This window comes from Staphylococcus sp. FSL W8-0304, from assembly GCF_038006565.1.
GTDB classification, from domain to species: Bacteria; Bacillota; Bacilli; order Staphylococcales; family Staphylococcaceae; genus Staphylococcus; species Staphylococcus epidermidis.
Window position 1 is genome coordinate 454,182 of record NZ_JBBOVL010000001.1, and the last position, 23,476, is coordinate 477,657.

At 31.8% G+C, this 23,476-nt stretch carries 25 protein-coding genes and 1 pseudogene; 21 read left to right on the top strand and 5 right to left on the bottom strand.

The features are described from left to right. Position 1: 1 nt before the first annotated feature. Both NST35_RS01905 and NST35_RS01910 read left to right on the top strand, forming a co-directional pair. Complete coding sequence (locus NST35_RS01905) at positions 2-211, top strand: hypothetical protein (RefSeq protein ID WP_044555367.1); 210 nt, start codon at positions 2-4, stop codon at positions 209-211. A gap of 61 nt (positions 212-272) precedes the next feature. Continuing rightward, positions 273-1,040 (top strand): CPBP family intramembrane glutamic endopeptidase, encoded by a 768-nt coding sequence (locus NST35_RS01910; protein WP_001832343.1) that lies wholly within the window; start codon positions 273-275, stop codon positions 1,038-1,040. 64 nt (positions 1,041-1,104) lie between these two features. Here the strand turns inward: NST35_RS01910 and NST35_RS01915 are convergent, their stop codons facing one another. Continuing rightward, on the bottom strand, positions 1,105-2,157 hold the full coding sequence (locus NST35_RS01915; protein ID WP_001832329.1) for a zinc-dependent alcohol dehydrogenase family protein: 1,053 nt from the start codon (positions 2,155-2,157) through the stop codon (positions 1,105-1,107). Positions 2,158-2,379: 222 nt separating this feature from the next. Here NST35_RS01915 and NST35_RS01920 point away from each other — a divergent pair, with 222 nt between their 5' ends. The 3 genes from NST35_RS01920 to NST35_RS01930 all read left to right on the top strand — a co-directional run bounded on the left by NST35_RS01920 (position 2,380) and on the right by NST35_RS01930 (position 4,800). Continuing rightward, a complete protein-coding gene (locus NST35_RS01920) occupies positions 2,380-2,706 on the top strand; it encodes a thioredoxin family protein (RefSeq protein ID WP_002469040.1) in 327 nt (108 codons plus the stop codon). A 182-nt stretch (positions 2,707-2,888) separates the two neighbouring features. Continuing rightward, a complete protein-coding gene (locus NST35_RS01925) occupies positions 2,889-3,737 on the top strand; it encodes a YitT family protein (RefSeq protein WP_001832362.1) in 849 nt (282 codons plus the stop codon). Positions 3,738-3,819: 82 nt separating this feature from the next. After that, the gene (locus tag NST35_RS01930) at positions 3,820-4,800 is read left to right on the top strand and encodes an alpha/beta hydrolase fold domain-containing protein (protein WP_002469072.1); all 981 of its coding nucleotides are present in this window, start codon (positions 3,820-3,822) and stop codon (positions 4,798-4,800) included. Between the two features lie 71 nt (positions 4,801-4,871). Here NST35_RS01930 and NST35_RS01935 read toward each other — a convergent pair whose 3' ends face one another. After that, positions 4,872-5,189, bottom strand: coding sequence for a hypothetical protein (locus tag NST35_RS01935; RefSeq protein WP_001832368.1), 318 nt, complete (start codon positions 5,187-5,189; stop codon positions 4,872-4,874). A gap of 448 nt (positions 5,190-5,637) precedes the next feature. Between NST35_RS01935 and pgsB the strand changes: the two genes are divergently transcribed. The 13 genes from pgsB (at position 5,638) to sdaAA (ending at position 18,776) form a co-directional block, all read left to right on the top strand. Next, a complete protein-coding gene (gene pgsB, locus NST35_RS01940; protein ID WP_001832369.1) occupies positions 5,638-6,795 on the top strand; it encodes a poly-gamma-glutamate synthase PgsB in 1,158 nt (385 codons plus the stop codon). A gap of 1 nt (position 6,796) precedes the next feature. Then, on the top strand, positions 6,797-7,249 hold the full coding sequence (gene pgsC, locus NST35_RS01945; protein WP_001832320.1) for a poly-gamma-glutamate biosynthesis protein PgsC: 453 nt from the start codon (positions 6,797-6,799) through the stop codon (positions 7,247-7,249). Between the two features lie 23 nt (positions 7,250-7,272). Then, positions 7,273-8,346: a CapA family protein gene (locus NST35_RS01950; protein ID WP_001833104.1), complete on the top strand. Its 1,074-nt coding sequence runs from the start codon at positions 7,273-7,275 to the stop codon at positions 8,344-8,346. Then, on the top strand, positions 8,336-8,497 hold the full coding sequence (locus tag NST35_RS01955; RefSeq protein ID WP_001832373.1) for a hypothetical protein: 162 nt from the start codon (positions 8,336-8,338) through the stop codon (positions 8,495-8,497). The genes NST35_RS01950 and NST35_RS01955 overlap by 11 nt, the downstream gene beginning before the upstream one ends. Positions 8,498-8,499: 2 nt before the next feature. Continuing rightward, a complete protein-coding gene (locus NST35_RS01960) occupies positions 8,500-10,104 on the top strand; it encodes a gamma-glutamyltransferase (protein ID WP_340747240.1) in 1,605 nt (534 codons plus the stop codon). Positions 10,105-10,359: 255 nt separating this feature from the next. Continuing rightward, positions 10,360-11,241 (top strand): ribose/proton symporter RbsU, encoded by an 882-nt coding sequence (gene rbsU, locus NST35_RS01965; protein WP_002484494.1) that lies wholly within the window; start codon positions 10,360-10,362, stop codon positions 11,239-11,241. A 21-nt stretch (positions 11,242-11,262) separates the two neighbouring features. Next, positions 11,263-11,667 (top strand): D-ribose pyranase, encoded by a 405-nt coding sequence (gene rbsD / locus NST35_RS01970; protein ID WP_001832333.1) that lies wholly within the window; start codon positions 11,263-11,265, stop codon positions 11,665-11,667. Positions 11,668-11,720: 53 nt separating this feature from the next. Further along, a complete protein-coding gene (gene rbsK / locus NST35_RS01975; RefSeq protein WP_001832325.1) occupies positions 11,721-12,644 on the top strand; it encodes a ribokinase in 924 nt (307 codons plus the stop codon). Positions 12,645-12,934: 290 nt separating this feature from the next. Continuing rightward, positions 12,935-14,425 carry a xylulokinase gene (gene xylB / locus NST35_RS01980; RefSeq protein ID WP_010959287.1) on the top strand — a complete coding sequence of 497 codons (1,491 nt, stop codon included), beginning with the start codon at positions 12,935-12,937 and terminating at the stop codon, positions 14,423-14,425. A gap of 274 nt (positions 14,426-14,699) precedes the next feature. After that, the gene (locus NST35_RS01985) at positions 14,700-15,485 is read left to right on the top strand and encodes a hypothetical protein (protein WP_001832336.1); all 786 of its coding nucleotides are present in this window, start codon (positions 14,700-14,702) and stop codon (positions 15,483-15,485) included. Between the two features lie 652 nt (positions 15,486-16,137). Then, on the top strand, positions 16,138-17,181 hold the full coding sequence (locus NST35_RS01990; protein ID WP_001832326.1) for a PTS sugar transporter subunit IIC: 1,044 nt from the start codon (positions 16,138-16,140) through the stop codon (positions 17,179-17,181). A gap of 2 nt (positions 17,182-17,183) precedes the next feature. After that, positions 17,184-17,864 carry an L-serine ammonia-lyase, iron-sulfur-dependent subunit beta gene (gene sdaAB, locus NST35_RS01995; RefSeq protein ID WP_002493287.1) on the top strand — a complete coding sequence of 227 codons (681 nt, stop codon included), beginning with the start codon at positions 17,184-17,186 and terminating at the stop codon, positions 17,862-17,864. A gap of 12 nt (positions 17,865-17,876) precedes the next feature. Next, complete coding sequence (sdaAA, locus tag NST35_RS02000) at positions 17,877-18,776, top strand: L-serine ammonia-lyase, iron-sulfur-dependent, subunit alpha (protein ID WP_001832363.1); 900 nt, start codon at positions 17,877-17,879, stop codon at positions 18,774-18,776. Positions 18,777-19,008: 232 nt separating this feature from the next. Here the strand turns inward: sdaAA and NST35_RS02005 are convergent, their stop codons facing one another. Next, positions 19,009-19,146 carry a hypothetical protein gene (locus tag NST35_RS02005; RefSeq protein ID WP_162152261.1) on the bottom strand — a complete coding sequence of 46 codons (138 nt, stop codon included), beginning with the start codon at positions 19,144-19,146 and terminating at the stop codon, positions 19,009-19,011. 342 nt (positions 19,147-19,488) lie between these two features. On the opposite strand from NST35_RS02005, the gene NST35_RS02010 reads away from it, so the two are divergent. Next, on the top strand, positions 19,489-19,665 hold the full coding sequence (locus NST35_RS02010) for a hypothetical protein (protein WP_002438139.1): 177 nt from the start codon (positions 19,489-19,491) through the stop codon (positions 19,663-19,665). Between the two features lie 62 nt (positions 19,666-19,727). Here NST35_RS02010 and NST35_RS02015 read toward each other — a convergent pair whose 3' ends face one another. Beyond that, entirely contained in the window at positions 19,728-20,222 is a 495-nt protein-coding gene (locus tag NST35_RS02015; protein ID WP_002458211.1) for a GNAT family N-acetyltransferase, read from the bottom strand. Between the two features lie 172 nt (positions 20,223-20,394). Between NST35_RS02015 and srtA the strand changes: the two genes are divergently transcribed. Continuing rightward, positions 20,395-21,006, top strand: coding sequence for a class A sortase SrtA (gene srtA / locus NST35_RS02020; RefSeq protein WP_001831599.1), 612 nt, complete (start codon positions 20,395-20,397; stop codon positions 21,004-21,006). Between the two features lie 344 nt (positions 21,007-21,350). Beyond that, on the top strand, positions 21,351-22,160 hold the full coding sequence (locus NST35_RS02025; protein ID WP_002438142.1) for a Cof-type HAD-IIB family hydrolase: 810 nt from the start codon (positions 21,351-21,353) through the stop codon (positions 22,158-22,160). 186 nt (positions 22,161-22,346) lie between these two features. Here NST35_RS02025 and NST35_RS02030 read toward each other — a convergent pair. After that, positions 22,347-23,340 (bottom strand): annotated as a pseudogene (locus NST35_RS02030) (D-lactate dehydrogenase). Positions 23,341-23,476 lie beyond the last annotated feature (136 nt).

The window sequence follows — 23,476 nt, forward strand, 5'->3', positions numbered from 1 at the left end:
AATGGCTAAAACAAATAAGTCTGGGACAAGGATATATTATGTCCCAGACTTTCTTTATGTATATACAGATTCTTATGAGATGAGTCCAACACAGAGAATTTCCGAAGAAATTCCACGGACAAAGCAAGTTGGGGTTGGGGAGAAGACAGGGGACAATGAATTCTATCCTAGTTTAGCGTTCATTTTAATAAGGGGAATTTTACAAAGTTGACAAGCGTGATAATTATAGGCAATGTTGATATTGGACATATCATTTTAAAGAGAAAGGAAAGATGGTAATCATGGATGACTTGAAACAAAATCAATCTTCTAACGAAAAACCTAAAGGTAATAAAATAATTAATATTTTGATATTCATCGGAATGATTTTATTAATTCAAATACCTATTGGCGTGTCACTAATAGCTTTACCTTTTTCAGTGAAATTCAGTAAGTTAACATCCATCGCATTAAGTATGCTAATAACTGGTACAGCACTATTAATCATATGGTTAGTTAGGAATTATTATTTGAGTCATACATATGAAAGACAATATCAATCAATGAGGGGAAAAGATATCTTTATTAATATTGGTTTTCTGGTATTATCAATGGTTTTTAGTATTCTAAGTAGTGTATTAATGGTCATATTTACTGGCAACGATACTACAGCGAATGAGAAAGAAATCAATGAAAGTTTAGATTTACTTTTACAAAAAGACCATTTACCACATATTTCAATTGTTGCAACTGTTGTTTTAATGATATGTATTATAGGTCCGTATTTAGAGGAATTACTCTTCCGAGGAATTTTTAAAGAAACATTATTTATGAAATATCGATTTTGGCTACCATTCATTATATCTTCTATTATTTTTAGTTCACAACATTTATCAACAAATATATTTTCATATGCAATTTATTTTCTAATGGGTTGTGTATTATACCTTGCCTATAACAGAAGACGTAATATCAAAGATAGTATGATGGTTCACATGTTGAATAATTCTGTTTCAACATTACCGGTATTTGTTGGTTATTTATGGCTATATTTTAGATAGTAAACATAACAATAAAGACCTGATTAAAAGTAGATTTATCTTTTAATCAGGTCAATTTTATATGTTAAATTGTGATATCATTCTCTATGATTAATTTAATCGCTTTATGATCTGTTGCATTTCTAAATAAATCATAGGCACTTTCGATTTCACTCAGTTTACTATAATGTGTCACGAGTTGTTCTGGTTGTATTATTTTGCTTTTTAACGCTTCAAGTAATTCTTCAGTTGTATTTCCTGAAACTAAACCAGTAGTTACGTTAATATTTTTAATCCATAATTTATCTATATCAAGTTGTACAGGTAACCCATGCACACCAACATTAGCAATCGTACCATCGACACCAATTAAATTTTGACATAAATCAAAGGTTTGTGGAATTCCGACAGCTTCAATAGCAACATCAACACCACGTGGATTTAACGATTTTACCTTTTTAATTGCGGTTTCAGTCTCTTTAGAGTTAATTAAATGCGTAGCACCTAGTTCTTTAGCGGTTTCTAATCTATTATCATCTAAATCAATCATAATAATTTTTGAAGGTGAATAGAATTGTGCTGTAAGTAATGCTGCTAAACCTACAGGACCAGCACCTACAATGGCTACTGTACAGCCAGGTTTAACTTTACCTTTTAAAACACCAATTTCATAACCTGTTGGAAGTATATCTGATAACATTACAAGGGCGTCTTCTTTTAAATTTGAAGGGGCGTGATATAAAGAATTATCTGCAAAAGGAACTTTAACATATTCTGCTTGAGTACCATTCACTAAATGTCCTAATATCCATCCTCCTCCGTTTTCACAATGTGCATAGATACCTTTTTTGCAATAGTAGCATTTGCCACATGATGAAATGCAAGAGATAATCACTTTATCTCCAACTTTGAAGTTGTTAACGTTGTCACCAATTTCTTCAATGATTCCAATACCTTCGTGACCTAGTGTCGTATGTGATTTAACTTCAGGTGTATCTCCTTTTATGATATGAAGATCTGTACCACATATTGTCGTCTTAACTATGCGAATAATAGCGTCAGTACTGCTCGTAATAGTTGGCTTCTCTTTATCCGTAAGTTGTGCATGACCAGGTTTTAAGTATTCATAAGCTTTCATATCAATACCTCCATTTATTATGTGAAATTTTTCACAATAATTATACCACGTTTGTTGAATGGATATATATAATTTTTGTGAAAAAATACATTTTACTCAGTGTGTTCAGTTTTTTATGAAATTAAATAGAGTATTTAAATTAGTGAAGTGCGATACATTGTTCATTTACACTTAAATCATTTATGATTGAGTTAAGTCTTTGAAAGATAGTAGGTGTATATCATGTATGAGAATATACAAAATATTGAAGATTTTTACCGATTTATAAATGCACACGCTTTAGCTGTTGTTCATATTATGAGAGATAATTGTACAGTATGTCATGCAGTATTACCCCAAATTCAAGATTTACTAAAGGACTATCCGAAAGCACAATTAGGTGTGATTAATCAATCTAATGTTGAAGCTATTGCCGGAGAACTTTCTATTTTTACAGTACCTGTTGATTTAATTTTTTTGAAAGGGAAAGAAATGCATAGACAAGCACGTTTTATCGATATGCAATCGTTTGAAAAACAATTGTATATAATGCAAAATGCCATCGATTAAGCTATTCTAAAATAATAATTGAAAATCAAATAGCAAATTTAAAAATGCCTGGGAAATTAATTCGGTAGATTTCACAGGCATTTATTTTTTTGTATTTTTAATCATTGGGCTGTATCTTCATTCGTGTTATGATTAATCTCGTATATTTTAAATTAAACAGTCAATAGATGAAGGAGGCCAAAATGAAGAAGCAACAGAATAAAGTCCATATGATTAATATATCTTTATGCCTTATAGGGACATTACTTATTGCAATCGCAGTAAATAGTTTTGTTATACCGGGCAATTTAGGTGAGGGTGGTTCTATAGGCCTTTCATTAATTCTGAATTATACTCTAGGTATTTCACCCGCACTCAGTTCCTTCATCATTAACGCAATATTAATTATTGTAGGTTGGAAATTTCTCAGTAGAACGACAGCGATTTACACTGCTATAACAATCACCGCAAGTTCAATTTTTCTTGATTTAACTCACACATTCGGATTAGGTATTCATGATAATTTTATTAATTCAATTTTTGCAGGTTTAATGTTGGGAATCGGTTCTGGGTTAGTAATTACTGCTCATAGTACATTGGGTGGTACATCTGTCATTGCACGTATCATTTCAAAATATAGTGAGATGAAGACGTCACAAGCACTACTTATATTAGATGCAATCATCGTGTTATCATTTATCGTTGTTTTACCTATAACGAATGTATTATATACTATTGTGATGCTATTTATTGTTGAAAAATCAATGTCTTTTGTTGTTGAAGGATTTAATCCTAAAAAAGCTGTGACAGTTATTTCAAAATATAATAAAGAAATCAGTGCTGATATATATGAAATGACTGGAAGAGGGGCAACCTTATTAAGTGGTAAAGGTGCTTACCAAAAAAGTGATACAGAAGTTCTATATGCCGTGGTATCCCAAAATCAAGTTGGAGCAATAAAAAAGATTGTTAATCAATATGATGAAAATGCCTTTTTAGTGATTCATGATGTGCGTGATGTCTTAGGTAATGGATTTATTAATATTAAATAAGATTTAATAAATTGAGCCAATTACTCAATGTTTAGACGCTGATGGTTTAAAATGGTTATAGATTGAGGAGGTTGGCACATTCATGTTTAAAAAGATTGCTACTATAATAGGTTCGACATTATTTGGTACAGTTTTATTCGCAAAAGTGAAAGAAAAGCGTAGTTATAAAAGTTTTTTACAAGAGAAAATGATTAGAATATCAGGAATGAAAAAGACATTTGAAAGTATAGATGACGCGAAAAAAGCTTTGAATGAGACTAAATATCAAACTGCAGGTAAATATAATGGAACAACATATGAATTTAAGCATAAAGTTCAAATAAGAGATTATTATGGTTCTTTAGTCTATGTTGTTAATGATCATGGTCTTCCAGATCAACGCACGGTCTTATATGTACATGGAGGCGCATGGTTCCAAGATCCTTTGGAAAATCATTTTGAATATTTAGACTTACTCGTTGATGCGCTCGATGCTAGGGTGATTATGCCCGTATATCCTAAAATACCACACAGAGATTATCGTACGACATTTGAATTATTAACAAAAATATATAAGCGATTATTGACTAAAATTGATGAACCTGAAAACTTGGTCATCATTGGAGATTCAGCCGGGGGACAAATTGCATTAGCTTTTGCACAAATGTTAAAAAAAGAGCAACTCAGTCAACCTGGCCATATTGTTCTTATTTCACCGGTGCTTGATGCGACATTTAAGAATCCAGAAGCAAGAAAATATGAAAAAGAAGATCCAATGCTTGGAATTGATGGCAGTAAATATCTTGTAGAGTTATGGGCTGGTGATGCACCACTAGATGACTATAAGATGTCTCCAATGAATGGTGATTTAGAAGGCCTAGGACATATTACACTTACTGTAGGAACCAAAGAAACATTATATCCTGATGCAGTTAAGTTCTCTCACATGTTAAATGATAAAGGAATAAAGCATCAGTTTATCCCAGGTTACAATTTATTTCATATTTATCCCTTATTCCCTATCCCAGAGCGTCAACGCTTTTTAGAACAGCTTAAAAAAATCATTGTCACAAAAGAGTTATAATCAAATGAGATGTGGATACTTAATGAAAGATTATAATTATGTATTCCCAAAAATAAAGCGAACTCTTGTTATCAATAGTATTGATAACTCGAATTCGCTTTTTTAATTTGCTTATTATTTTTAAATGCTTCGTTTATGTTAATAGCTTTATATTCAGAGTTTGCAAATGAGTGCGCTTTTGTATTGTTTGACTCATTATTTGATGACGTAACATCTTCGTTACTGTTTCTTGAAGTATTGTTGATACGAGAGTGATCAGTATCTAAAACAGAATTACTCATGTCTTTACCATTTAAGCTTCCAATAAGTATAAATGCGAGGTAAATACTACAAATAATTAAAATAATTGCTAGATAGATGCCAACAGCAAGTTTAACTGACTTCTCCATACCTCTCCTCCTAAAGTCGTAATATCTTTCATATATAATGTAACATCGTTGTTTTAATCTAATGTAAATTATAAGTAAATTTATTATGACCCAACTATGATAAGCTATAATTATTGTGATTAACGTAATTTAATTCTGTGAAATTTAATTTGTATTCACAAAAAAATTGTTATTATGGTATGAATTTACATAAATTTACGTTAACATAACATTGATTTAAAGTTTTTAAAACTGAATCAATATCGAAGTGATAGTCTACTACTAGCAAAAGATTAAGCCATTTATAGTAGATGTCTTAAATATGTAGAATATTAAATTAACAAATGGTTAGTTTATTTATATTTGATGATTTAAGGTTATTTAACTATCTTTAAAATTTACAATTTAATATTAAAAAGATTTATAAGTATCATGATTTACATACATAAGAAAAGAGAGGTAAAGCAGATTGTTACTCATTATAGCGTGTGTTGCGCTTATTCTTTGGCTAGGAATTAAAGAGAAGAAGCGTCATGCAAATCGACTTGAAAAAATTCCATTACGTATTAACATAAATGGAATTCGTGGGAAATCTACGATTACTCGGATGGCTTACAGTGTTCTACGTGAGGACCAGTATAGAGTTGTTGGTAAGACAACAGGAACAGATGCACGAATGCTCTATTGGTTTACTGAAAAGGAATATCCAGTAATCAGAAAACCACAAGGCGCCAACATTGGAGAACAACGAGATATTATTCGTAAGGTGGTTAAACAAAAAGCAAATGCCCTAGTTAATGAGTGTATGGCTGTAAATCCAGATTATCAAATTACCTTTCAAAATGATTTAGTAAAAGCAAATATCGGTGTAATTGTTAATGTGATGGAAGACCATATGGATGTCTTAGGACCGACACTTAAAGATGTAGCGCAAGCTTTTACTGCAACAATTCCATATAACGGGAAATTAGTTGTAATGAAAGATAACTATACTAGTTTCTTTGCAAAGGAAGCTAAAAAGCGTAATTCAGAACTCATTGTTGTAGATAAAGACGTCATACCAGAATCATATTTACGGAAGTTCGATTATTTAGTATTTCCTGATAATGTAGCTATTGTGTTAGGAATAGCGCAAGCAGTTGGTGTAGATGAAGAAACTGCATTACAAGGTATGTTAAATGCACCAGCCGATCCAGGTGCTGTTAGAATTAAATATTTCCATGCAAATCGCACAAAAAATGTATTTGTTAATGCATTCGCTGCTAATGAACCGCAGTCTACAAAAGCGATTTTAAATAAAGTGGAATCATATAATTATCCATACGATAAGAAAATAATCATTCTCAATTGTCGTTCAGATAGGGTTGATAGAACACAACTCTTTGTTGATAACTTTTTAGGTGAAGTCGATTACGATGTTCTCATTTGTACAGGAAAAAGTACACAAATGGTGACACAGTTTATGGAAACTATGCCAGAAAAAACATATATCAATTATGAAGGACGAGACTTTGTAGAGATTGAAAAAGGTATTCTACATGAAGCTGAGAATGCACTTGTATTTTGTGTAGGAAACATCCACGGCCCGGGTGGTAGAATAGCGGAATTCATAGAAGGGATAGAATAAAATGATAGGTTCAGAATTATATTTCTCCTTATTCGTAGGTGTCGTACTCAGTTTGATATTTGCTGAGAAATTTGGGATTAATCCAGCAGGGTTAGTCGTTCCAGGTTATTTAGCTTTGATTTTTGATCAACCGATCATGTTGTTATCAGTATTAATCATTAGTTGCTTAACTTATTTTATCGTAAGCAACGGTATTAGTAAGTGGGTTATTTTATATGGTAGAAGAAAATTCGCTGCCATGATACTGACGGGAATGGTGATTAAATTTATATTTGATCTCTTGTACCCATTGACCCCATTTGAAATGGTTGAAGTTTCAGGTATAGGTGTTGTCATTCCTGGTATTATTGCGAATACAATTCAAAAACAAGGTGTAGTCATTACACTTTCTACAACAATGTTATTAACATGTATTACATATATCATCTTATTTTTATATAGTTTTATTAATTAATCACGAACAAGGAGCGCGTACTAATGACAAAGAAAAAACGTTTATCGCCTAGTGAGTGGTTGCTTAAACAATCTAAAAGACATAAAAGGAAAAATACACTTTACACGGCAATTGTACTTTTAGTAGCGTTAGTTCTACTCATATTTGCTGTTAAATCAATACAAGTAGAACCTGTAAAAAGTGATACGAGAGACAAAGATAGCATTCGTATCACCTATTTAGGTAACGTCACTTTAAATAAACATATTCGACAAACTAACTTGAATGATGTTTTTAAAGGTATTCAAGATACTTTAGATCATAGTGATTTTTCAACAGGTTCATTAATAGTAAATGATTTTTCAAGAAATCAAAAAGATAACATAAATAAAAATATTGAAAATATCATGTTTCTACGCAAGCATAATGTTAAAAGTGTTAACTTAATCAACGAATCTATGGATAATATTCAAGCGACAGCAATGATGAGAAAAATAGATTCCCAAGCAGGTTATAATTTTTTAACAGGTAATGGTTCAAATCCAATTAATAGTAAAACTGTACAACAAGACATTAAAGGTAAAAAAATAGCTAATGTTTCATTTACCGATATCGAATCTAACTATACTAACTCTTTAAAAAACACGACGTCAATTAGTTTAGATCCAGCTATATTTTATCCTTTAATAAAAAAATTAAAGGAAAATAATGATTACGTCGTAGTCAATGTAGATTGGGGGATACCTAATGAACGAAATGTGACTACACGTCAAAAAGAATATGCACATGCGTTAGCGAATGCTGGTGCAGATGTCATTATTGGTCATAATACAGTTATTCAAAAAGTTGAAAATTATAAGCGAACGCCTATTTTTTATAGTTTAGGTAACACAACGTCTGATAACTTCTTATCAAAAAATCAGAAAGGAATGATTGTACAACAAGACTGGAAAGGTTCGCATAATCAGTTCCATATCACACCAATTCAATCAAAAGATGGAAAAATCTCTAAAGATAATATGAACAAAATGGATCATATTCGATTCAAAAATAACATTAAAGATAAATCAATAGATTTAAAGTCCGATCAAAATGGAGGTTATACTTTTGAATATTAAAAAGCATTGGTTACCAATTGTTGTAGTCATTCTTGTCGTTGTTATCTTTTTATTAGTTACTTTTGCTAGAGCAAATGAAGGTTTAGATAATTATGAGCAACATGAATTAAATAATGGTGAACAGCAATATCTTTCAAAAGGGGCAAGCTAATTATGAATATATATAATAAAGTGACATTATCTGTCATTTTAGTTATAACAATTATCATTTCGTTCATTTTTTATTTTTATACAACAGAGAAAAAAGTGGACAAAGATAAATTGTATGAAAACAAAATTACAAATCATAAACAAGCAGGTAAACCTAAGAATTATGGTGTCGCATCTAATAATAAAATAGCTACGAAAGTCGGAAATAAGATTATTGAAGATGGTGGAAATGCGGTTGATGCGGCAATAGGTGTCTCTTATGCACTTGCAGTGACAGAACCTCATTCATCAGGACTAGGAGGTGGCGGTGCGACACTTACATATAATGGTAAAGAGAATGAAACACCTAAAGCCTATGAATATAAAACGATGTCCTCATATGAATATAAAGAAGGCGACAAAATTGGAGTTCCTGGCTTAGTGAGAGGATTACATGATATGCACGAGAAAGAAGGGAAAATGGATGAGAAAAAGATTTTAGATTATGTCATTCCGCTCGCTAAAGATGGTTTTGAGGTAGATTCAGAACTTGAAAGAAGTTTAAAATTATATGGTCGTGATATTGATCACAACTCACCATTCTATAAAGGCAATAAAAGTGTTCGCGAAGGAGATATTGTAAAACAAGATAAACTCGCTAATACATTAACTAAAATCAAAGATAAAGGTCCTGATTACTTCTATGAAGATATTGGTAAAAGTGTTTCAAAACAATTAGATAATAAATTAACTGAAAGAGATTTCAAAGAATTTAAAACAGAAGAAAAAGAAGCGGTAAGTACTGATTATAAGAATAATCAAGTGTATTCAGCACCTAATCCTTTAGGAGGCACATTAATGCTTCAAGGATTGAAAATTGATGAAAAAGAAAATGTAGACAATATGGATCGCAATAATTTTATCACAGCAATGATTAAATCACGTGATGTTATGTATAAGAATAGAGACATTGTTAATGGTAATGAGCCTAGTAATGAACAACATCTGACTGATGATTATTTACTTGGTGAACTTAACAAAGTTAATATTGGTGAAAACACAGATAATGGCAGTGATTTTGATCAAATTAGAACGGATAATACAAGTACAACCCATTTTGTAGTTATTGATAAGAATGGTAAGTTAGCAAGTACGACTAATACACTATCCAGTTACTTCGGGACAGGAGACTATATGAAAGAGGGATTCTATATGAATAACTCTTTAGGCGACTTTAGTAAGGATAAATCAAGTCCTAATCATGGTGAACCTCACAAGGCGCCTAGATCATTTATTTCTCCGTCAGTAATTGTTGGCCCTAATTTCTATATGGGTATTGGTACACCAGGTGGGAACAAGATTCCAACAATTCTTAATGAAGTGATTGTCGATTATTTAAACAGTGATGGTTCATTACAAGAATCTATTAATAAACCAAGATTTTATAATGACGGCGGCACGATATTTTACGAAAATGCTATGACTGATGAAGATATAAATATCTTTAAAAGTCTTGGTTATGGTGTTGAAGAAAAGCATAATGATCCAAACTTTGGCAGTGTCCAAGGTGCTGTTTATGATAAAGATAAAAATACTGTAGATGTCGGTCATGATGTAGGTAACCGTTAAAATAAATATTTAATTTAATAAGCACCTTAAATGAGTAATGAAAACATTTAAGGTGCTTTTTTGTGTGTATTAAATTATAAATTTTATATACATATTTATTTGTTTTCAAGTTTAACGATAAAAATAACTTAAATATGAATATAATTTAAGACAATTTTTTGACAAAGAGTGTAAGCGTATACAATGAATGAAAGAAGTAGTATGATGATTGAGTGGAAGAATTACATATAAAAATGAAATATATAGAGGTGTCTTATGGACTTTATAGCTATTTTAATCGGATTAGGGCCACTATTAGGTTGGGGATTATTTCCAACTATCGCTTCTAAGTTTGGTGGACGTCCAGTCAATCAAATCTTTGGTGCTACTGTTGGTACTTTGATCTTCGCAATTGTTCTAGCACTATTTAAAGGTATAGGTTTACCAGGAGGTATGGCATTAGTATTTTCGCTCATATCAGGTGCAGGATGGGCATTTGGTCAAATTATTACTTTTAAAGCGTTCGAATTAGTAGGTTCATCAAGAGCGATGCCAATTACTACTGCATTTCAATTACTTGGTGCATCTTTATGGGGCGTTTTTGCGCTTGGCAACTGGCCCGGTATAACAAACAAAATCATTGGATTTCTAGCTTTACTCGTAATCCTTATAGGTGCACGTATGACTGTATGGACTGAAACAAAGCAACAAGAATATAGTAAAAATCTACGAAGTGCAGTGATCTTATTACTTGTAGGTGAAATTGGCTATTGGATATATTCTGCTGCACCTCAAGCAACGGATATTGGTGGATTTAAAGCTTTTTTACCTCAAGCTATAGGAATGGTCATTGTGGCTGTCATCTATGCGTTGATGAATATGTCTAAAGGTAATGCTTTTAAAGAGAAAGTAAGTTGGCAACAAACAATATCCGGATTTTTCTTTGCGTTTGCTGCTTTAACTTATTTAATTTCAGCACAACCTAATATGAATGGTTTAGCAACAGGATTTGTTCTATCTCAAACATCTGTAGTATTAGCAACGCTAACAGGCATTTTTTTCTTAAATCAGAAAAAAACATCAAAAGAATTAATGATTACAATTGTGGGATTAGTTCTTATTTTAGTTGCAGCATCAATCACAGTGTTTATTAAATAATATTAAGAAGGGACGAATAAGATGAAGAAAACAGCAGTATTAAATAGTCACATTTCAAGCGCAATCTCCACACTAGGTCACTATGATTTATTAACGATTAATGATGCGGGTATGCCTATACCTAATGATGACAAACGTATAGATTTAGCAGTGACTAAGTCATTGCCATGTTTCATTGATGTGTTGGAGACAGTGTTAACTGAAATGGAAATACAAAAAATATATTTAGCAGAAGAAATTAAAACTGCGAATGCACAGCAATTAAAAGCAATTAAGAAATTAATCAATGATGATGTAGAAATTAAATTTATTGCGCATTCTGAGATGAAAGAAATGTTAAAATCTCCTTTAAATAAAGGAAATATACGTACTGGTGAAATCACCCCTTTTTCTAACATTATCCTAGAATCTAATGTGACTTTTTAAGCTTAATAGTCATGTGATTGTGCTTTTAAAAAGATAAAGTAGGTGAAGTTGAAATGAATAAAAATAAAGTGATTGTAATTGGATCAACAAATGTAGATAAATTTCTTAATGTTAAAAGGTTTCCAAAACCCGGTGAGACATTACATATTAATCAAGCTCAAAAGGAGTTTGGTGGGGGCAAGGGAGCCAATCAAGCCATAGCAGCTAGTAGATTAGCAGCAGATACAACATTTATCAGTAAAGTTGGTAAAGATGGCAATGCCAACTTTATATTGGAAGATTTCAAAAAAGCAGGTATTCATACACAATATATTTTAACTTCAGAAAGTGAAGAAACTGGGCAAGCATTTATCACTGTTGATGAAGCAGGACAAAATACGATTCTTGTTTACGGTGGTGCGAATATGACATTAAGTGCAACTGATGTTGAGATGAGTGTGGATGCGTTTATTGGTGCAGACTTTGTTGTAGCGCAGCTTGAAGTTCCATTTGAGGCGATAGAACAAGCATTTAAAATTGCTCGTAAACAAAATATCACTACTGTATTAAATCCTGCACCGGCAATTGAATTGCCTAAGTCACTTTTAGAGTTAACTGATATAATTATTCCAAACGAAACGGAAGCAGAATTATTAACAGGTATTTCAATCAATAATGAAAGTGATATGAAAGAAACAGCAACATATTTTCTCGATTTAGGTATATCTGCAGTATTAATTACTTTAGGGGAGCAAGGCACGTATTGTGCATATCAAGAACAATACAAAATGATTCCTGCGTGTAATGTAAAAGCAATAGATACGACAGCAGCAGGAGATACATTTATAGGTGCTTTTTTAAGTGAGTTAAATAAAGATTTGAGCAATTTAGAATCGGCTATTCGACTTGCAAATCAAGCGTCGTCTCTAACGGTACAACGAAAAGGAGCACAAGCTTCTATACCAACACGTAAAGAAGTAGAGGCAGAATATAATTAATGAAATAAGAGTCTGTGACATGAAATAATGTCGCAGACTTTCTTCACTTATAAAGAGGGAATCTCTAAATTTTATAACTGTTTAAATAATGTCAAAGGCCCAATAAAAAGAGATTATAGAAAAATCGAACAGATTAAGCCAGTTGCACGACGATGACGAAATTTAACACGAATTCTTCTCCACACCCTCATATAGTGTAATGAATACCTTTTAATTTTAAGTTTTAATTCTCGTTCTAACTATTTATGATATATTTATACTTAATTAACTTTTTAAACAAAGGGTGAACGATGGTGAAAGAAGTAGTTCTAGGAATTGATTTAGGCACAAGCGCAATAAAAATTATTGCTGTTGATCAACTAGGAAATGTCATTGAATCAGTAAGCGAAACATTAAAGTTATACCAAGAGAATCCTGGTTATAGCGAACAAGACCCTAATGAATGGTTTGAGGCTACTAAGAAAGGGATAAAAGAATTAATTCAATCAACAGAAATGTCAGATAAGATAGTAAAGGGGATTTCTTTTTCAGGTCAAATGCATGGGTTGGTCATAGTTGATGATAATGGCATTCCTTTGAGAAAAGCGATTTTATGGAATGATACTAGAAATTCAATACAATGTAGACAAATTGAAGATATATATGGTGAAAGATTGAATTACAATCCGATATTAGAAGGATTTACACTTCCTAAAATGTTATGGGTACAACAACATGAACCTGAAATTTGGAATCGAGTTGATGTTTTTATGTTGCCTAAAGATTATTTACGTTATTGCTTAACGCAGACAATTCATATGGAATATAGTGATGCATGTAGTACATTATTATTCAATCCTGAGAATTATGAATGGACAAGAGATGTTGGAGATACATTTAACATTGGTGATATCTATCCACCCTTAGTAAAATCACATTCGTATGTTGGAAATGTAACTTCATCACTGGCTAAAGAATTAGGATTATCTAGTGATGTTGCTGTATATGCTGGGGGTGGTGATAATGCATGTGGTGCAATTGGTGCTGGTGTCATCCATGATAAAAGTGCATTATGTAGCATAGGTACTTCAGGTGTTGTATTAAATGTTGAATACCAACGTGTGACCTCATATGATAGTAATTTACACTTATTCAATCATAGTGTTCCAGATACTTATTACGCAATGGGAGTAACGTTGGCAGCAGGCTATAGTTTAAACTGGTTAAAACAAACTTTTTTTGAAAATGAATCTTTTGAAGAGATTTTAAATTTAGCTGCATCTTCAAAGATGGGTGCCAATGGACTACTATTTACACCTTACTTAGCTGGAGAACGTACGCCACATGGTGATGCTCAAATACGTGGAAGTTTTATAGGTATCAGTGGGCAACATACTAAAGCTGACTTTGCGAGAGCAGTAATCGAAGGCATAACGTATTCTTTATATGATTCTATAAAGATTATGAGACGAGCTGGTCATGAAATGAACTCTATCACTTCAATCGGTGGTGGTGCTAAGAGTAGATTTTGGTTACAACTTCAAGCTGATATTTTTAATGTGCAAATAAAAAGATTGAAGCATGAAGAAGGCCCAAGCATGGGAGCGGCAATTTTAGCGGCATACGGTCTAGGATGGTTTAAAACAATTGAGTCTTGTGTAGAGGCATTTATTAAAGTAGACGAGGTGTTTGAGCCGAATAATGAAAATCATGACCTTTATGAACAATACTATTCAGTTTATGAAGCTATATATAAACAAACGAAACAGCTTACTGCTGATTTGTTAACGATAACGAATTAAAATATTAAAGACTTATCGCTCACTTTTAATGGCGATGAGTCTTTTTATTATAGTCAATTATAAGGAAATGAAAAAAATAATTATATTTATTAACAGTAAATACAATTTTGTCGAAGAAAAGTTCAAAAATTGAAAAACTGTCTACTAATAATGATAAGTAAAAATTTAATTATTAAAATGAATATTGACATTGATTTAAATTATACGTTTAATATAGGTATCATTTTTAAGATTTGAGCAATCAAGACTATATAAGCATCGAGAGGATGATACTATGTTTATTTCAAAACAAGAATTATATGAAAAGTTACAATATGTTACGCCAAGAACGTTTGCCTACTTGAATGAAATAGATTATTATAACTTATTAATGATAATTGAAGAGCATCAAATATCTATTCCACCGATTCATCAACTTCGAAAAACATTGCGAGGAAGTAAAATTATGAAGCCTAAGAATCGCGTAGACAATTGTTATATTCATTTAAAGGATGAAATTCCGACCCCTATTAACAATGAACAATTAAGTTTCCTGCATTTTTATCCACGTCAGCAAATACATTTAATTTTGAGTGCTTATTCTAGAATGAAAAGTCTAAAGTTACAATCTCAAAAACATTGTTTAAAGCTCAAATTCCCCTTAGATCAGCATTCTATTCGTAAAGAAATTACACCACCTCAAAGCTCTGATAAAGACAATGATATTTTAATTTGTCTATTACAAAAATTAATCAACGAAATTACCAAATGTCAAGTTCCTGTTTCTCTAAAGAATAATTCTTTCGAAATAAAACTACCAAACTATATCATAAAGGTTGATTTAAACTATCACGAACAGCAAGACCATTTATATCCATTACAATATAGCATCCACGCATGGCATAGAGATTTCCAATATCTCGAAATCTCAAATACCTTCACAATACCGTCTTTGAATGATCTTATTTTCCATATACAAAAGCTTTTTTTACTTATATTTCAATTACCTGAACATCTCGCGAGACAAGAATATTCATTGAGTCAATATTATTTTTACTCGCAATGCCATACAAAAAATTAAATAGACACTTAAAATATTTGATAGTGAGATGTCGAGCACCACCATAAAAGGTACGAAAGGTAAGTTATAAGAAGGTTAAAGTATGATAAAATTCGTATCATTTATTTGATATTAAGTCATTAAAACACATTATTTAACATAAACATTCATATTGCTTAGAATCTATACCATAAAATTACGTGTAGATTCTCAATCTTTTCGCAATCATTGATTGAAATGGAATTTTTGGTTCATTAAGTTTTTTATAAACTCAGTCAATAAGAGCGATAGAGCGGGACATAGAATTTTTAGATGAATTCAGTTCCGCTCCTTTTTTAATTGTGACTAATTTTTTACAAACATGACTTTTAGCGTTAGAATACATGGAGTCATCTTAGTTATGCATTGACAAAATATTGAATCATTGTGATTAACTTTTTACTTTTACAGTATTTAAAGTAGATAAATAAAACCAATTAACTAAAAAAAGTAATTTGAAACTATCGTAAAATATAAAATTCGTGTATATAAATGTTTTAGGAAGACTATTAAAACGATTTTGTGAATTAATTCACAATATAGACTTAATTGTGTTCAATAAATTGTTGAAATCGCTTTCTTTAGGGTGTACGATAACTATGGCCTAAAAATAAAGAAAGAAGGTTTTGGGGAAATGGATATTATTTTAGGAGTAGGGACTTTAGTACTCGTTCTTATTATCATGACGCTTTTCTTAAATTTTGCGCCATATGGTAAACAAGGTTTACAAGCTTTATCAGGGGCTGCTTGTGCCACGTTTTTACCACAGGCGTTCTTAAGTTACGCAATTGGTGGCGTATTCCATGTTAAATTTTTCCAAGAAATTGGTGATCTAGCAGGGAGTTTAAGTGGTATAGCTGTTGGTATATTAACTTGTCTAAAGTTAGAAGTGTCTCCAGTATTTGCAGTCATTGTAGGTTTAGTATTACATGACTCAAAATTATTACCTGCGTTTATCGCAGCGTATGTTGTTGCATTTGGAATCAAGTTTGTTGAGAAAAAAGTTCCAGAGGGACTAGATTTAATTGTTGTTATTTTATTGGCTCCAGCAGTTACATTTGGTCTTGCAAACTTAATTTCTCCAGGGGTTATTGCAGTACTTAAACAAATTGGTAGTGCAATCACTTCAGTAGGTGATAACAACCCATATGCATTAGCAGTCATTTTAGGACTTGTTATTCCTGTAACTGGTATGACGCCATTAAGCTCAATGGTACTTACAAGCTTATTAGGTTTAACTGGTATTCCAATGGCAATTGGTGCATTAACATGTACAGGAGCATCTTTTGTTAATGGAATCTTATTTAGCAAATTAAAAATTGGTAATAAAGGTAATGCCTTCGCGGTATTTGTAGAACCGTTAACTCAAATTGACTTAATTGCCAAATATCCACTACAACTGTTTGGTGCGAATGCCATTATTGGTGTTGTAAATGCTTGTATTGTCACATACAGTGGACTAATTATTGATATTAAAGGTATGGCAACACCTATAGCAGGTGCTATTGTACTTTATGGCTTTAACGACGCTGTAAGATCTACAATTACAATTATCGCAGTAGCAATTGCAAGTGTGATATTAGCGTACGTTATTAGTGCTATTATTAATAAATTTAACTTGATGAATGTCGGATTCAAGTTACCACGTAGAAAAAACCAAGTTAAGGAGAGTGTTTAATGATGGCTAAAAGCTATGATTATCAAAGTGCTTTCGATATTATTGGACCAGTAATGATGGGACCTTCAAGTTCTCATACAGCAGGTGCAGTAAAAATTGGTAATTCAGCGAGAGCTGTGTTAGGAGATATGCCTAAGCATATAGAAATTCGTTATTATGAATCTTTTGCTAAAACGCATCAAGGGCATGGTACAGACGTTGCTATTGTCGGAGGTGCTATGGGCTACAGCACTTTCGATAGTAGAATTAAATCATCCTTAGACATAGCAAAAGATGAAAATATTACAATTGATATTATTGAAGATGAAGGAGAAAGTATTGGTCAACATCCTAACTGTGCTTATATCAAAGCAAATACGAAAGACGGACGTTATATAGAAGTGATAGGTATTTCTATTGGTGGCGGTACAATCAAACTAAAAGGTATCAATGTAAATGGTTTAAATGTGGAACTGAATCATGGGCTTCCAATGTTAGTTATAGATGGAAATATGAATAAAGCTAAAATAAATCATCTTATTAATGATTTATCAGATATGGACTTAGACTTAGGTGAAGAATTAATAGAAACAAATGATAATGAAGGTTTAGTTGTATTTCCTTTAAATAAAGCAATCTCAGAATCAGCATTAAATATTATTAAAGATAAACATAGTGATTTAAACGTTTCCTATATCAAATAGAGGGGGATTAACATGTTTGATTCAATTAGAGAGACAATAGATTATTCAGTTGAAAATAACATCAGTTTTGCTGATATGATGATTAATGATGAAATGGAAAGAGAAGGTAAATCTCGCGAAGAAGTGCGTGATTTAATGAGACAAAACTTAAATGTTATGCGTGAGGCAGTTGAAAAAGGTACGACTGGCGATGGTGTGGAAAGTGTAACAGGTTATACAGGTCATGATGCTGCTAAACTTCGAGATTACAACGAGAATAATCATGCATTATCAGGTCATGAAATGATTGATGCAGTCAAAGGTGCAGTTGCAACGAACGAAGTCAATGCAGCAATGGGTATTATTTGTGCTACTCCGACAGCTGGTTCCTCGGGAACGATTCCCGGCGTAATATTTAAATTAGAAAAAACTCATAATATCACTGAAGATCAAATGATAGATTTTCTATTCACATCAGCTTTATTCGGGCGAGTAGTTGCAAACAACGCGAGCGTTGCCGGTGCAACTGGTGGTTGTCAAGCCGAAGTGGGTTCGGCATCTGCAATGGCTGCAGCTGCTGCAGTATCAATTTTTAACGGGTCACCAGAACAATCAGGACATGCCATGGCATTGGCAATTAGTAACTTATTAGGCTTAGTTTGCGATCCAGTTGCTGGTTTAGTTGAAATTCCATGTGTAATGCGTAATGCTATTGGTTCAGGAAATGCATTAATATCTGCAGACCTTGCACTAGCTGGAGTTGAAAGTCAAATTCCAGTTGATGAAGTCATAGGTGCTATGGATAGAGTAGGTCGTAATTTACCTGCATCATTAAGAGAAACAGGTTTAGGCGGTTTAGCAGGTACACCTACTGGCGAAGAAATTAAACGTAAAATATTCGGCGAAGCAGACAACATGGTTAAAAATAAATAATTAAGATTCAAATGCTCAGGCTTTGTAAATTATAAAGCTTGAGCATTTTTGTAATAAAAGCTGTTAAAAATAAAGAAAAAAATTATAAAAGACAAAGTTTTTATATTAAGAAGAGGCTGGGACAAAAAGGTTCAAGATAAGTAAAAAAAGACAATTTCTATTGAAATAATATAGGAATTGTCTTTTTTATAATTTTTTTGATGATTTTCAGCTCGTTGAGCTGTTACTTTTCTTATATTAAGCCACGATAATGTCTGAATTCATCGAATTCAGTATCGGGAATTGTTTCTGCAATATCATTTACATGTCGTGAAATATCATTTGTGGAGATAAGAACTGAAGTTTCCATTAGTAGAGTATGTTGAGTCATGTTATAGTCTTTATACATAAGGCACCTCGTTAATTTTGTTTATTGCTATTTATTAAATTTTACGGAAAGGCCTTATTTTCAAAGTATTTTAATGTAAAATGACATATGAACACAAAGTATTTTGGCGAGACTCTTGAGGGAACAGGACAAGTTGAAGACTACAGGCTGAAGCTGTCCCCTAGGAAAGCGAGCCAACAATACGTAGTATTATAAATAAAGAAGCCAGTAAATGAATTTATAAAAACTCATTTACTGGCTATTTTGCTAGGAATTATGTCCTAGCCTTTGTATATTGCAAATTTTCTGACAACGACATAAAATAGCTAAAAAGGGGTTGATGAAATGCTGAGATTATTTTTGATTTTCATCGCATTCATCATTAACACGACGATAACTTATTTATGGACTATCGAGGGAACATGGCCCAACTTGCTATTTAAATCATTATCATTGAGCATGATAATTGTTTTTATGTTCTATTACATTCGTTTTGTTATTGAAAATAAAAAAGAAGACTGAAGAAATAAAAAATAAAGAGTATCTTTTTGGATTAACTTATTTAATAATAACTCCACACTTTCTTATGAATCGGATAAATCATATTGATAAAATGATAAATCGAGCCATCGATTAAACTTATAACCTACATTTTTAATTGTACCTGCATGTGAGAAGTCAAACTTCTTATGTAATGCGATACTGTCCATGTTCGATGCATCAATCCCGGCAACAATGGTGCGATAACCTTGTTCTTTAGCGTAATGAATTAAATTCTCTAATAATTGAGAAGCGATACCTAGTCCTCTGTACTGTTGATGAACATATATTGAATGTTCAATAGTATATAAATAGGCCGGCCATTGTCTAAAGGAACCATAAGTGGCAAAACCAACCACTTTCCCTTCTTTTTCATAAACCCATATAGGTTCGTTTATTTTTGCTTTAGATTGATACCATTGAATACGTTCATCTAATTGTTGTGGCTTATACGTATAAACAGCTGTTGTATTAAGGATAGCATCATTATAAATTGTCAAAATATCTTGAAGATCCTCTAGTCGTGCAAATCTAATCATCTCAATCCCTCAAATCTTTAAAATTATTATTTTTATTCAATAGACAATGCATCATCTTCAGGCATTCTCATCTAGTTCAGATATCACACCATGTAATGTTGAATTTTTAATTTAATGCTATACTAAACTAAAATTATATAATTTGCGAAATAAATATAAAGGAGTAACATAAATGAAGCAGTGGATGAATAGATTAATCACCTTAATAGGCGTATTGTTAATCATTTTAGCTATTTATTTATTCTCAAAGCCATATATCGATAATTATCTTCATGAAAAAGATAACGATCATAAAATTGAAAATTATGATAAAAAGGAAAAAGAACAGACAAAGACATCTAAATCGACGCCAAAGATACCTTCCGATAAATCTAAAATGGCTGGTTATATAGAAGTTCCAGATGCGCAAATAAAAGAACCAGTATACCCTGGTCCAGCAACACCAGAACAACTCAATAGAGGTGTTAGTTTTGCAGAAGGTGACGAATCTCTTAATCAACAGAATATTTCAATTGCTGGTCATACGTTTACAGATCGTTCGCACTATCAATTTACAAATTTAAAATCAGCCAAAATCGGTAGTAAAGTGTATTTTAAAACTGGAAATCAAACTAGAAAGTATAAAATAACTAAAATACGTGATGTTAAGCCTACAGAGGTTAAGGTATTAGACGAACATCCTAATAAGAAAAATCAATTAACATTAATTACTTGCGATGACTATAACGAAGAAACGGGTGTTTGGGAAACAAGGAAAATATTCATAGCTACACAAATTAACTAATATTCTTATAAGTGAAAGATACGTAATAAACTGTATTAATTATGTTCTTCTTCGAGAAGATGCTTTGTTAAAATAAATTTTAATAACTTATTGATTAGAGGGTCGAGGACAAAGTGAATGTCCTTGGCTCTTTTTAATATTTTTGATTCAAGTTATATAAATGAAAATAAGAGATTTATCTTATATATTAAGCGATAGTGTGAATGACAAAGGTAATTATTTTTTATGTTGAAAACAATTTCAATATATGAATATGTTTTCACTATATTTGATATTGCTTCAATACCAAATCCAACAGCTATATAATGATTATGAATTTTAATCTATAGATAGGGGGATTAACGATGATTAAAGCCATTGCGGTAGATATGGATGGAACATTTCTTGACACAAATAAACAGTTTGATCGAAATCGTTTTGAAACTATTTTTAAAGAATTAATAGATAAAAATATTAAGTTTATAGCTGCGAGTGGGAATCAATTTGCAAAGCTAAAATCAATTTTTGGAGATAGGGAAATGTTCTTTATATCTGAAAATGGAGCAGTCATCTATAAAGGTAATCAACTTTACAATTATCGAAGTTTTGATCAGTATATTTTTCAAAAAGTTGTAAATTATTTAAATTTGAATCAAAAGATAAACAATTTGATTATTTGTGGTGTAAAAAGTGCATATATTTTAAAAGAAACAAGCGAAGCATTTAAGCAAGATGCACGTACATATTATCACCAACTAATAGAGGTTGACTCCTTACAAACATTACCTGATGATGATTATGTGAAAATTGCTTTCAATATAAATCGTCAGACTCATCCAGACTTAGATGAGAAATTAGCTCTTAAGTTTAAAGACGATATTAAACTAGTATCAAGTGGGAGAGATAGTATAGATGTTATTATGCCAAATATGACTAAGGGTCAAGCTTTGTCTAGATTATTAAAAGAATGGCAAATGCCTGCTTCACATTTAATGGCATTTGGAGATGCAAATAACGATAAAGATATGTTGGAGCTTGCCGAACATAGTTATGTTATGGCTAATAGTGAAGATCAATCATTATTTGATATAGCGAGTCATGTGGCACCTTCCAATGATGAACAAGGCGTACTATCAACAATCGAAAATGTTGTTCTCGGTTATTCCAATAAATAATAAAATGGTTAAATGTCTGAAACGTTAACATGTACAGACACTTAACCATTTTTTTAGAAAAGTAAAGTCTTTTTTATTTTATTCGCAACAATACCAAGTGATATTGTGATGTAATGATATAGGTTAAGTAAATCGAAATAATGATAAATAATATCTTGATTACAGTGATTACTGACTTTATTCGTATTAGTTTAATCGCGTATCACATGTGCCAGTATTAATTACTGATAATGCTGCATTCAAACCACCCTCTACTAAATTTTGTACTGCTTCATCGGAGAAAAAGGCAATATGAGGTGTAACTAAAATATTTTCATTTCTAATTAGGTCTAATAATATTGGGTCGTCAATCGTTTGATTTGAACAATCAAATGTGAAATAATTAGCTTCATTTTCATATGTGTCAATGGCAGCACCTGATAATGTACCATTATTTACTGCTTCAATTAAATCAGGCGTGTTTATCACAGCTCCTCTTGCGGCATTGACTAAAACGGCACCTTTTTTAACATTTTTAAACATATTGTTATCAAATAAATGGAAACTATCTTTATTAGCGGGTACATGTAATGAGATAATATCAGCATCTTTAATTGCATCCTCTACTGTTTCTTTATATTCTAAGAAAGATAAAGAATGATTAGGATATGCATCATAACCAACTACTCTCGCACCAAAACCAGCATAGATTTTACCAGTTGCAGCACCAATACGCCCTGTACCGATGATTGCTACAGTCATATTTTTTACTGGACGAGACATAATAGGGGACGCCCATGTGAAATTATGTGCTTGCACACGTTTTTCAATTGTTGGGAATTTTCGTACGAGTTGCAGAGCGATAGATACCTAGTTATTCAGCAATTGTTTCAGGTGAATAACTAGGTATATTCGAGATAATAATTTCATGTTTTTTTGCAAGTTCTAAGTCATACATATCAAATCCAGCCGTACGTTGTGCAATTTGTTTAATACCATAGGACTCTAATTTAGGGTAAACTTCAGGTTCTAATTTACCGAACTGCATTGTTGTAACACCGTCATAATCTTTTAATTGATCGACAGTATCTACACTTAAAAGTTCTGTTGATGTAGTGACATCGATATTATTTTTCTTTCCCCAACGTAATGCCATGTCCTTCTCATATGCTCTTGTGCCGAAAAACATAATTTTTGTCATTAAAAATTACCCCATTTCTAAAATTTGTAATTAATAAATAGTAAAAACATTCACAAGTCAGTACTTATGATTTTTTAATTATATGTGATTTAATTCACTAAACAAGTTACTTCATAGGTCTTTTAAATTTCTAAAT

What these genes read in the sequence shown, in the direction of transcription:
- NST35_RS02010 (WP_002438139.1), top strand. Translation starts at nt 19,489, where the DNA reads ATGCTGAGATTATTTTTGATTTTCATCGCATTCATCATTAACACGACG.
- NST35_RS01930 (WP_002469072.1), top strand. Translation starts at nt 3,820, where the DNA reads ATGTTTAAAAAGATTGCTACTATAATAGGTTCGACATTATTTGGTACA.
- rbsD (WP_001832333.1), top strand. Translation starts at nt 11,263, where the DNA reads ATGAAGAAAACAGCAGTATTAAATAGTCACATTTCAAGCGCAATCTCC.
- sdaAB (WP_002493287.1), top strand. Translation starts at nt 17,184, where the DNA reads ATGGCTAAAAGCTATGATTATCAAAGTGCTTTCGATATTATTGGACCA.
- NST35_RS02005 (WP_162152261.1), bottom strand. Translation starts at nt 19,146, where the DNA reads ATGACTCAACATACTCTACTAATGGAAACTTCAGTTCTTATCTCCACA.
- rbsU (WP_002484494.1), top strand. Translation starts at nt 10,360, where the DNA reads ATGGACTTTATAGCTATTTTAATCGGATTAGGGCCACTATTAGGTTGG.
- rbsK (WP_001832325.1), top strand. Translation starts at nt 11,721, where the DNA reads ATGAATAAAAATAAAGTGATTGTAATTGGATCAACAAATGTAGATAAA.
- NST35_RS01990 (WP_001832326.1), top strand. Translation starts at nt 16,138, where the DNA reads ATGGATATTATTTTAGGAGTAGGGACTTTAGTACTCGTTCTTATTATC.
- xylB (WP_010959287.1), top strand. Translation starts at nt 12,935, where the DNA reads ATGGTGAAAGAAGTAGTTCTAGGAATTGATTTAGGCACAAGCGCAATA.
- NST35_RS01960 (WP_340747240.1), top strand. Translation starts at nt 8,500, where the DNA reads ATGAATATATATAATAAAGTGACATTATCTGTCATTTTAGTTATAACA.
- NST35_RS01950 (WP_001833104.1), top strand. Translation starts at nt 7,273, where the DNA reads ATGACAAAGAAAAAACGTTTATCGCCTAGTGAGTGGTTGCTTAAACAA.
- NST35_RS02025 (WP_002438142.1), top strand. Translation starts at nt 21,351, where the DNA reads ATGATTAAAGCCATTGCGGTAGATATGGATGGAACATTTCTTGACACA.
- NST35_RS01910 (WP_001832343.1), top strand. Translation starts at nt 273, where the DNA reads ATGGTAATCATGGATGACTTGAAACAAAATCAATCTTCTAACGAAAAA.
- NST35_RS01925 (WP_001832362.1), top strand. Translation starts at nt 2,889, where the DNA reads ATGAAGAAGCAACAGAATAAAGTCCATATGATTAATATATCTTTATGC.
- NST35_RS02015 (WP_002458211.1), bottom strand. Translation starts at nt 20,222, where the DNA reads ATGATTAGATTTGCACGACTAGAGGATCTTCAAGATATTTTGACAATT.
- NST35_RS01935 (WP_001832368.1), bottom strand. Translation starts at nt 5,189, where the DNA reads ATGGAGAAGTCAGTTAAACTTGCTGTTGGCATCTATCTAGCAATTATT.
- pgsC (WP_001832320.1), top strand. Translation starts at nt 6,797, where the DNA reads ATGATAGGTTCAGAATTATATTTCTCCTTATTCGTAGGTGTCGTACTC.
- NST35_RS01915 (WP_001832329.1), bottom strand. Translation starts at nt 2,157, where the DNA reads ATGAAAGCTTATGAATACTTAAAACCTGGTCATGCACAACTTACGGAT.
- sdaAA (WP_001832363.1), top strand. Translation starts at nt 17,877, where the DNA reads ATGTTTGATTCAATTAGAGAGACAATAGATTATTCAGTTGAAAATAAC.
- NST35_RS01920 (WP_002469040.1), top strand. Translation starts at nt 2,380, where the DNA reads ATGTATGAGAATATACAAAATATTGAAGATTTTTACCGATTTATAAAT.
- NST35_RS01985 (WP_001832336.1), top strand. Translation starts at nt 14,700, where the DNA reads ATGTTTATTTCAAAACAAGAATTATATGAAAAGTTACAATATGTTACG.
- NST35_RS01905 (WP_044555367.1), top strand. Translation starts at nt 2, where the DNA reads ATGGCTAAAACAAATAAGTCTGGGACAAGGATATATTATGTCCCAGAC.
- srtA (WP_001831599.1), top strand. Translation starts at nt 20,395, where the DNA reads ATGAAGCAGTGGATGAATAGATTAATCACCTTAATAGGCGTATTGTTA.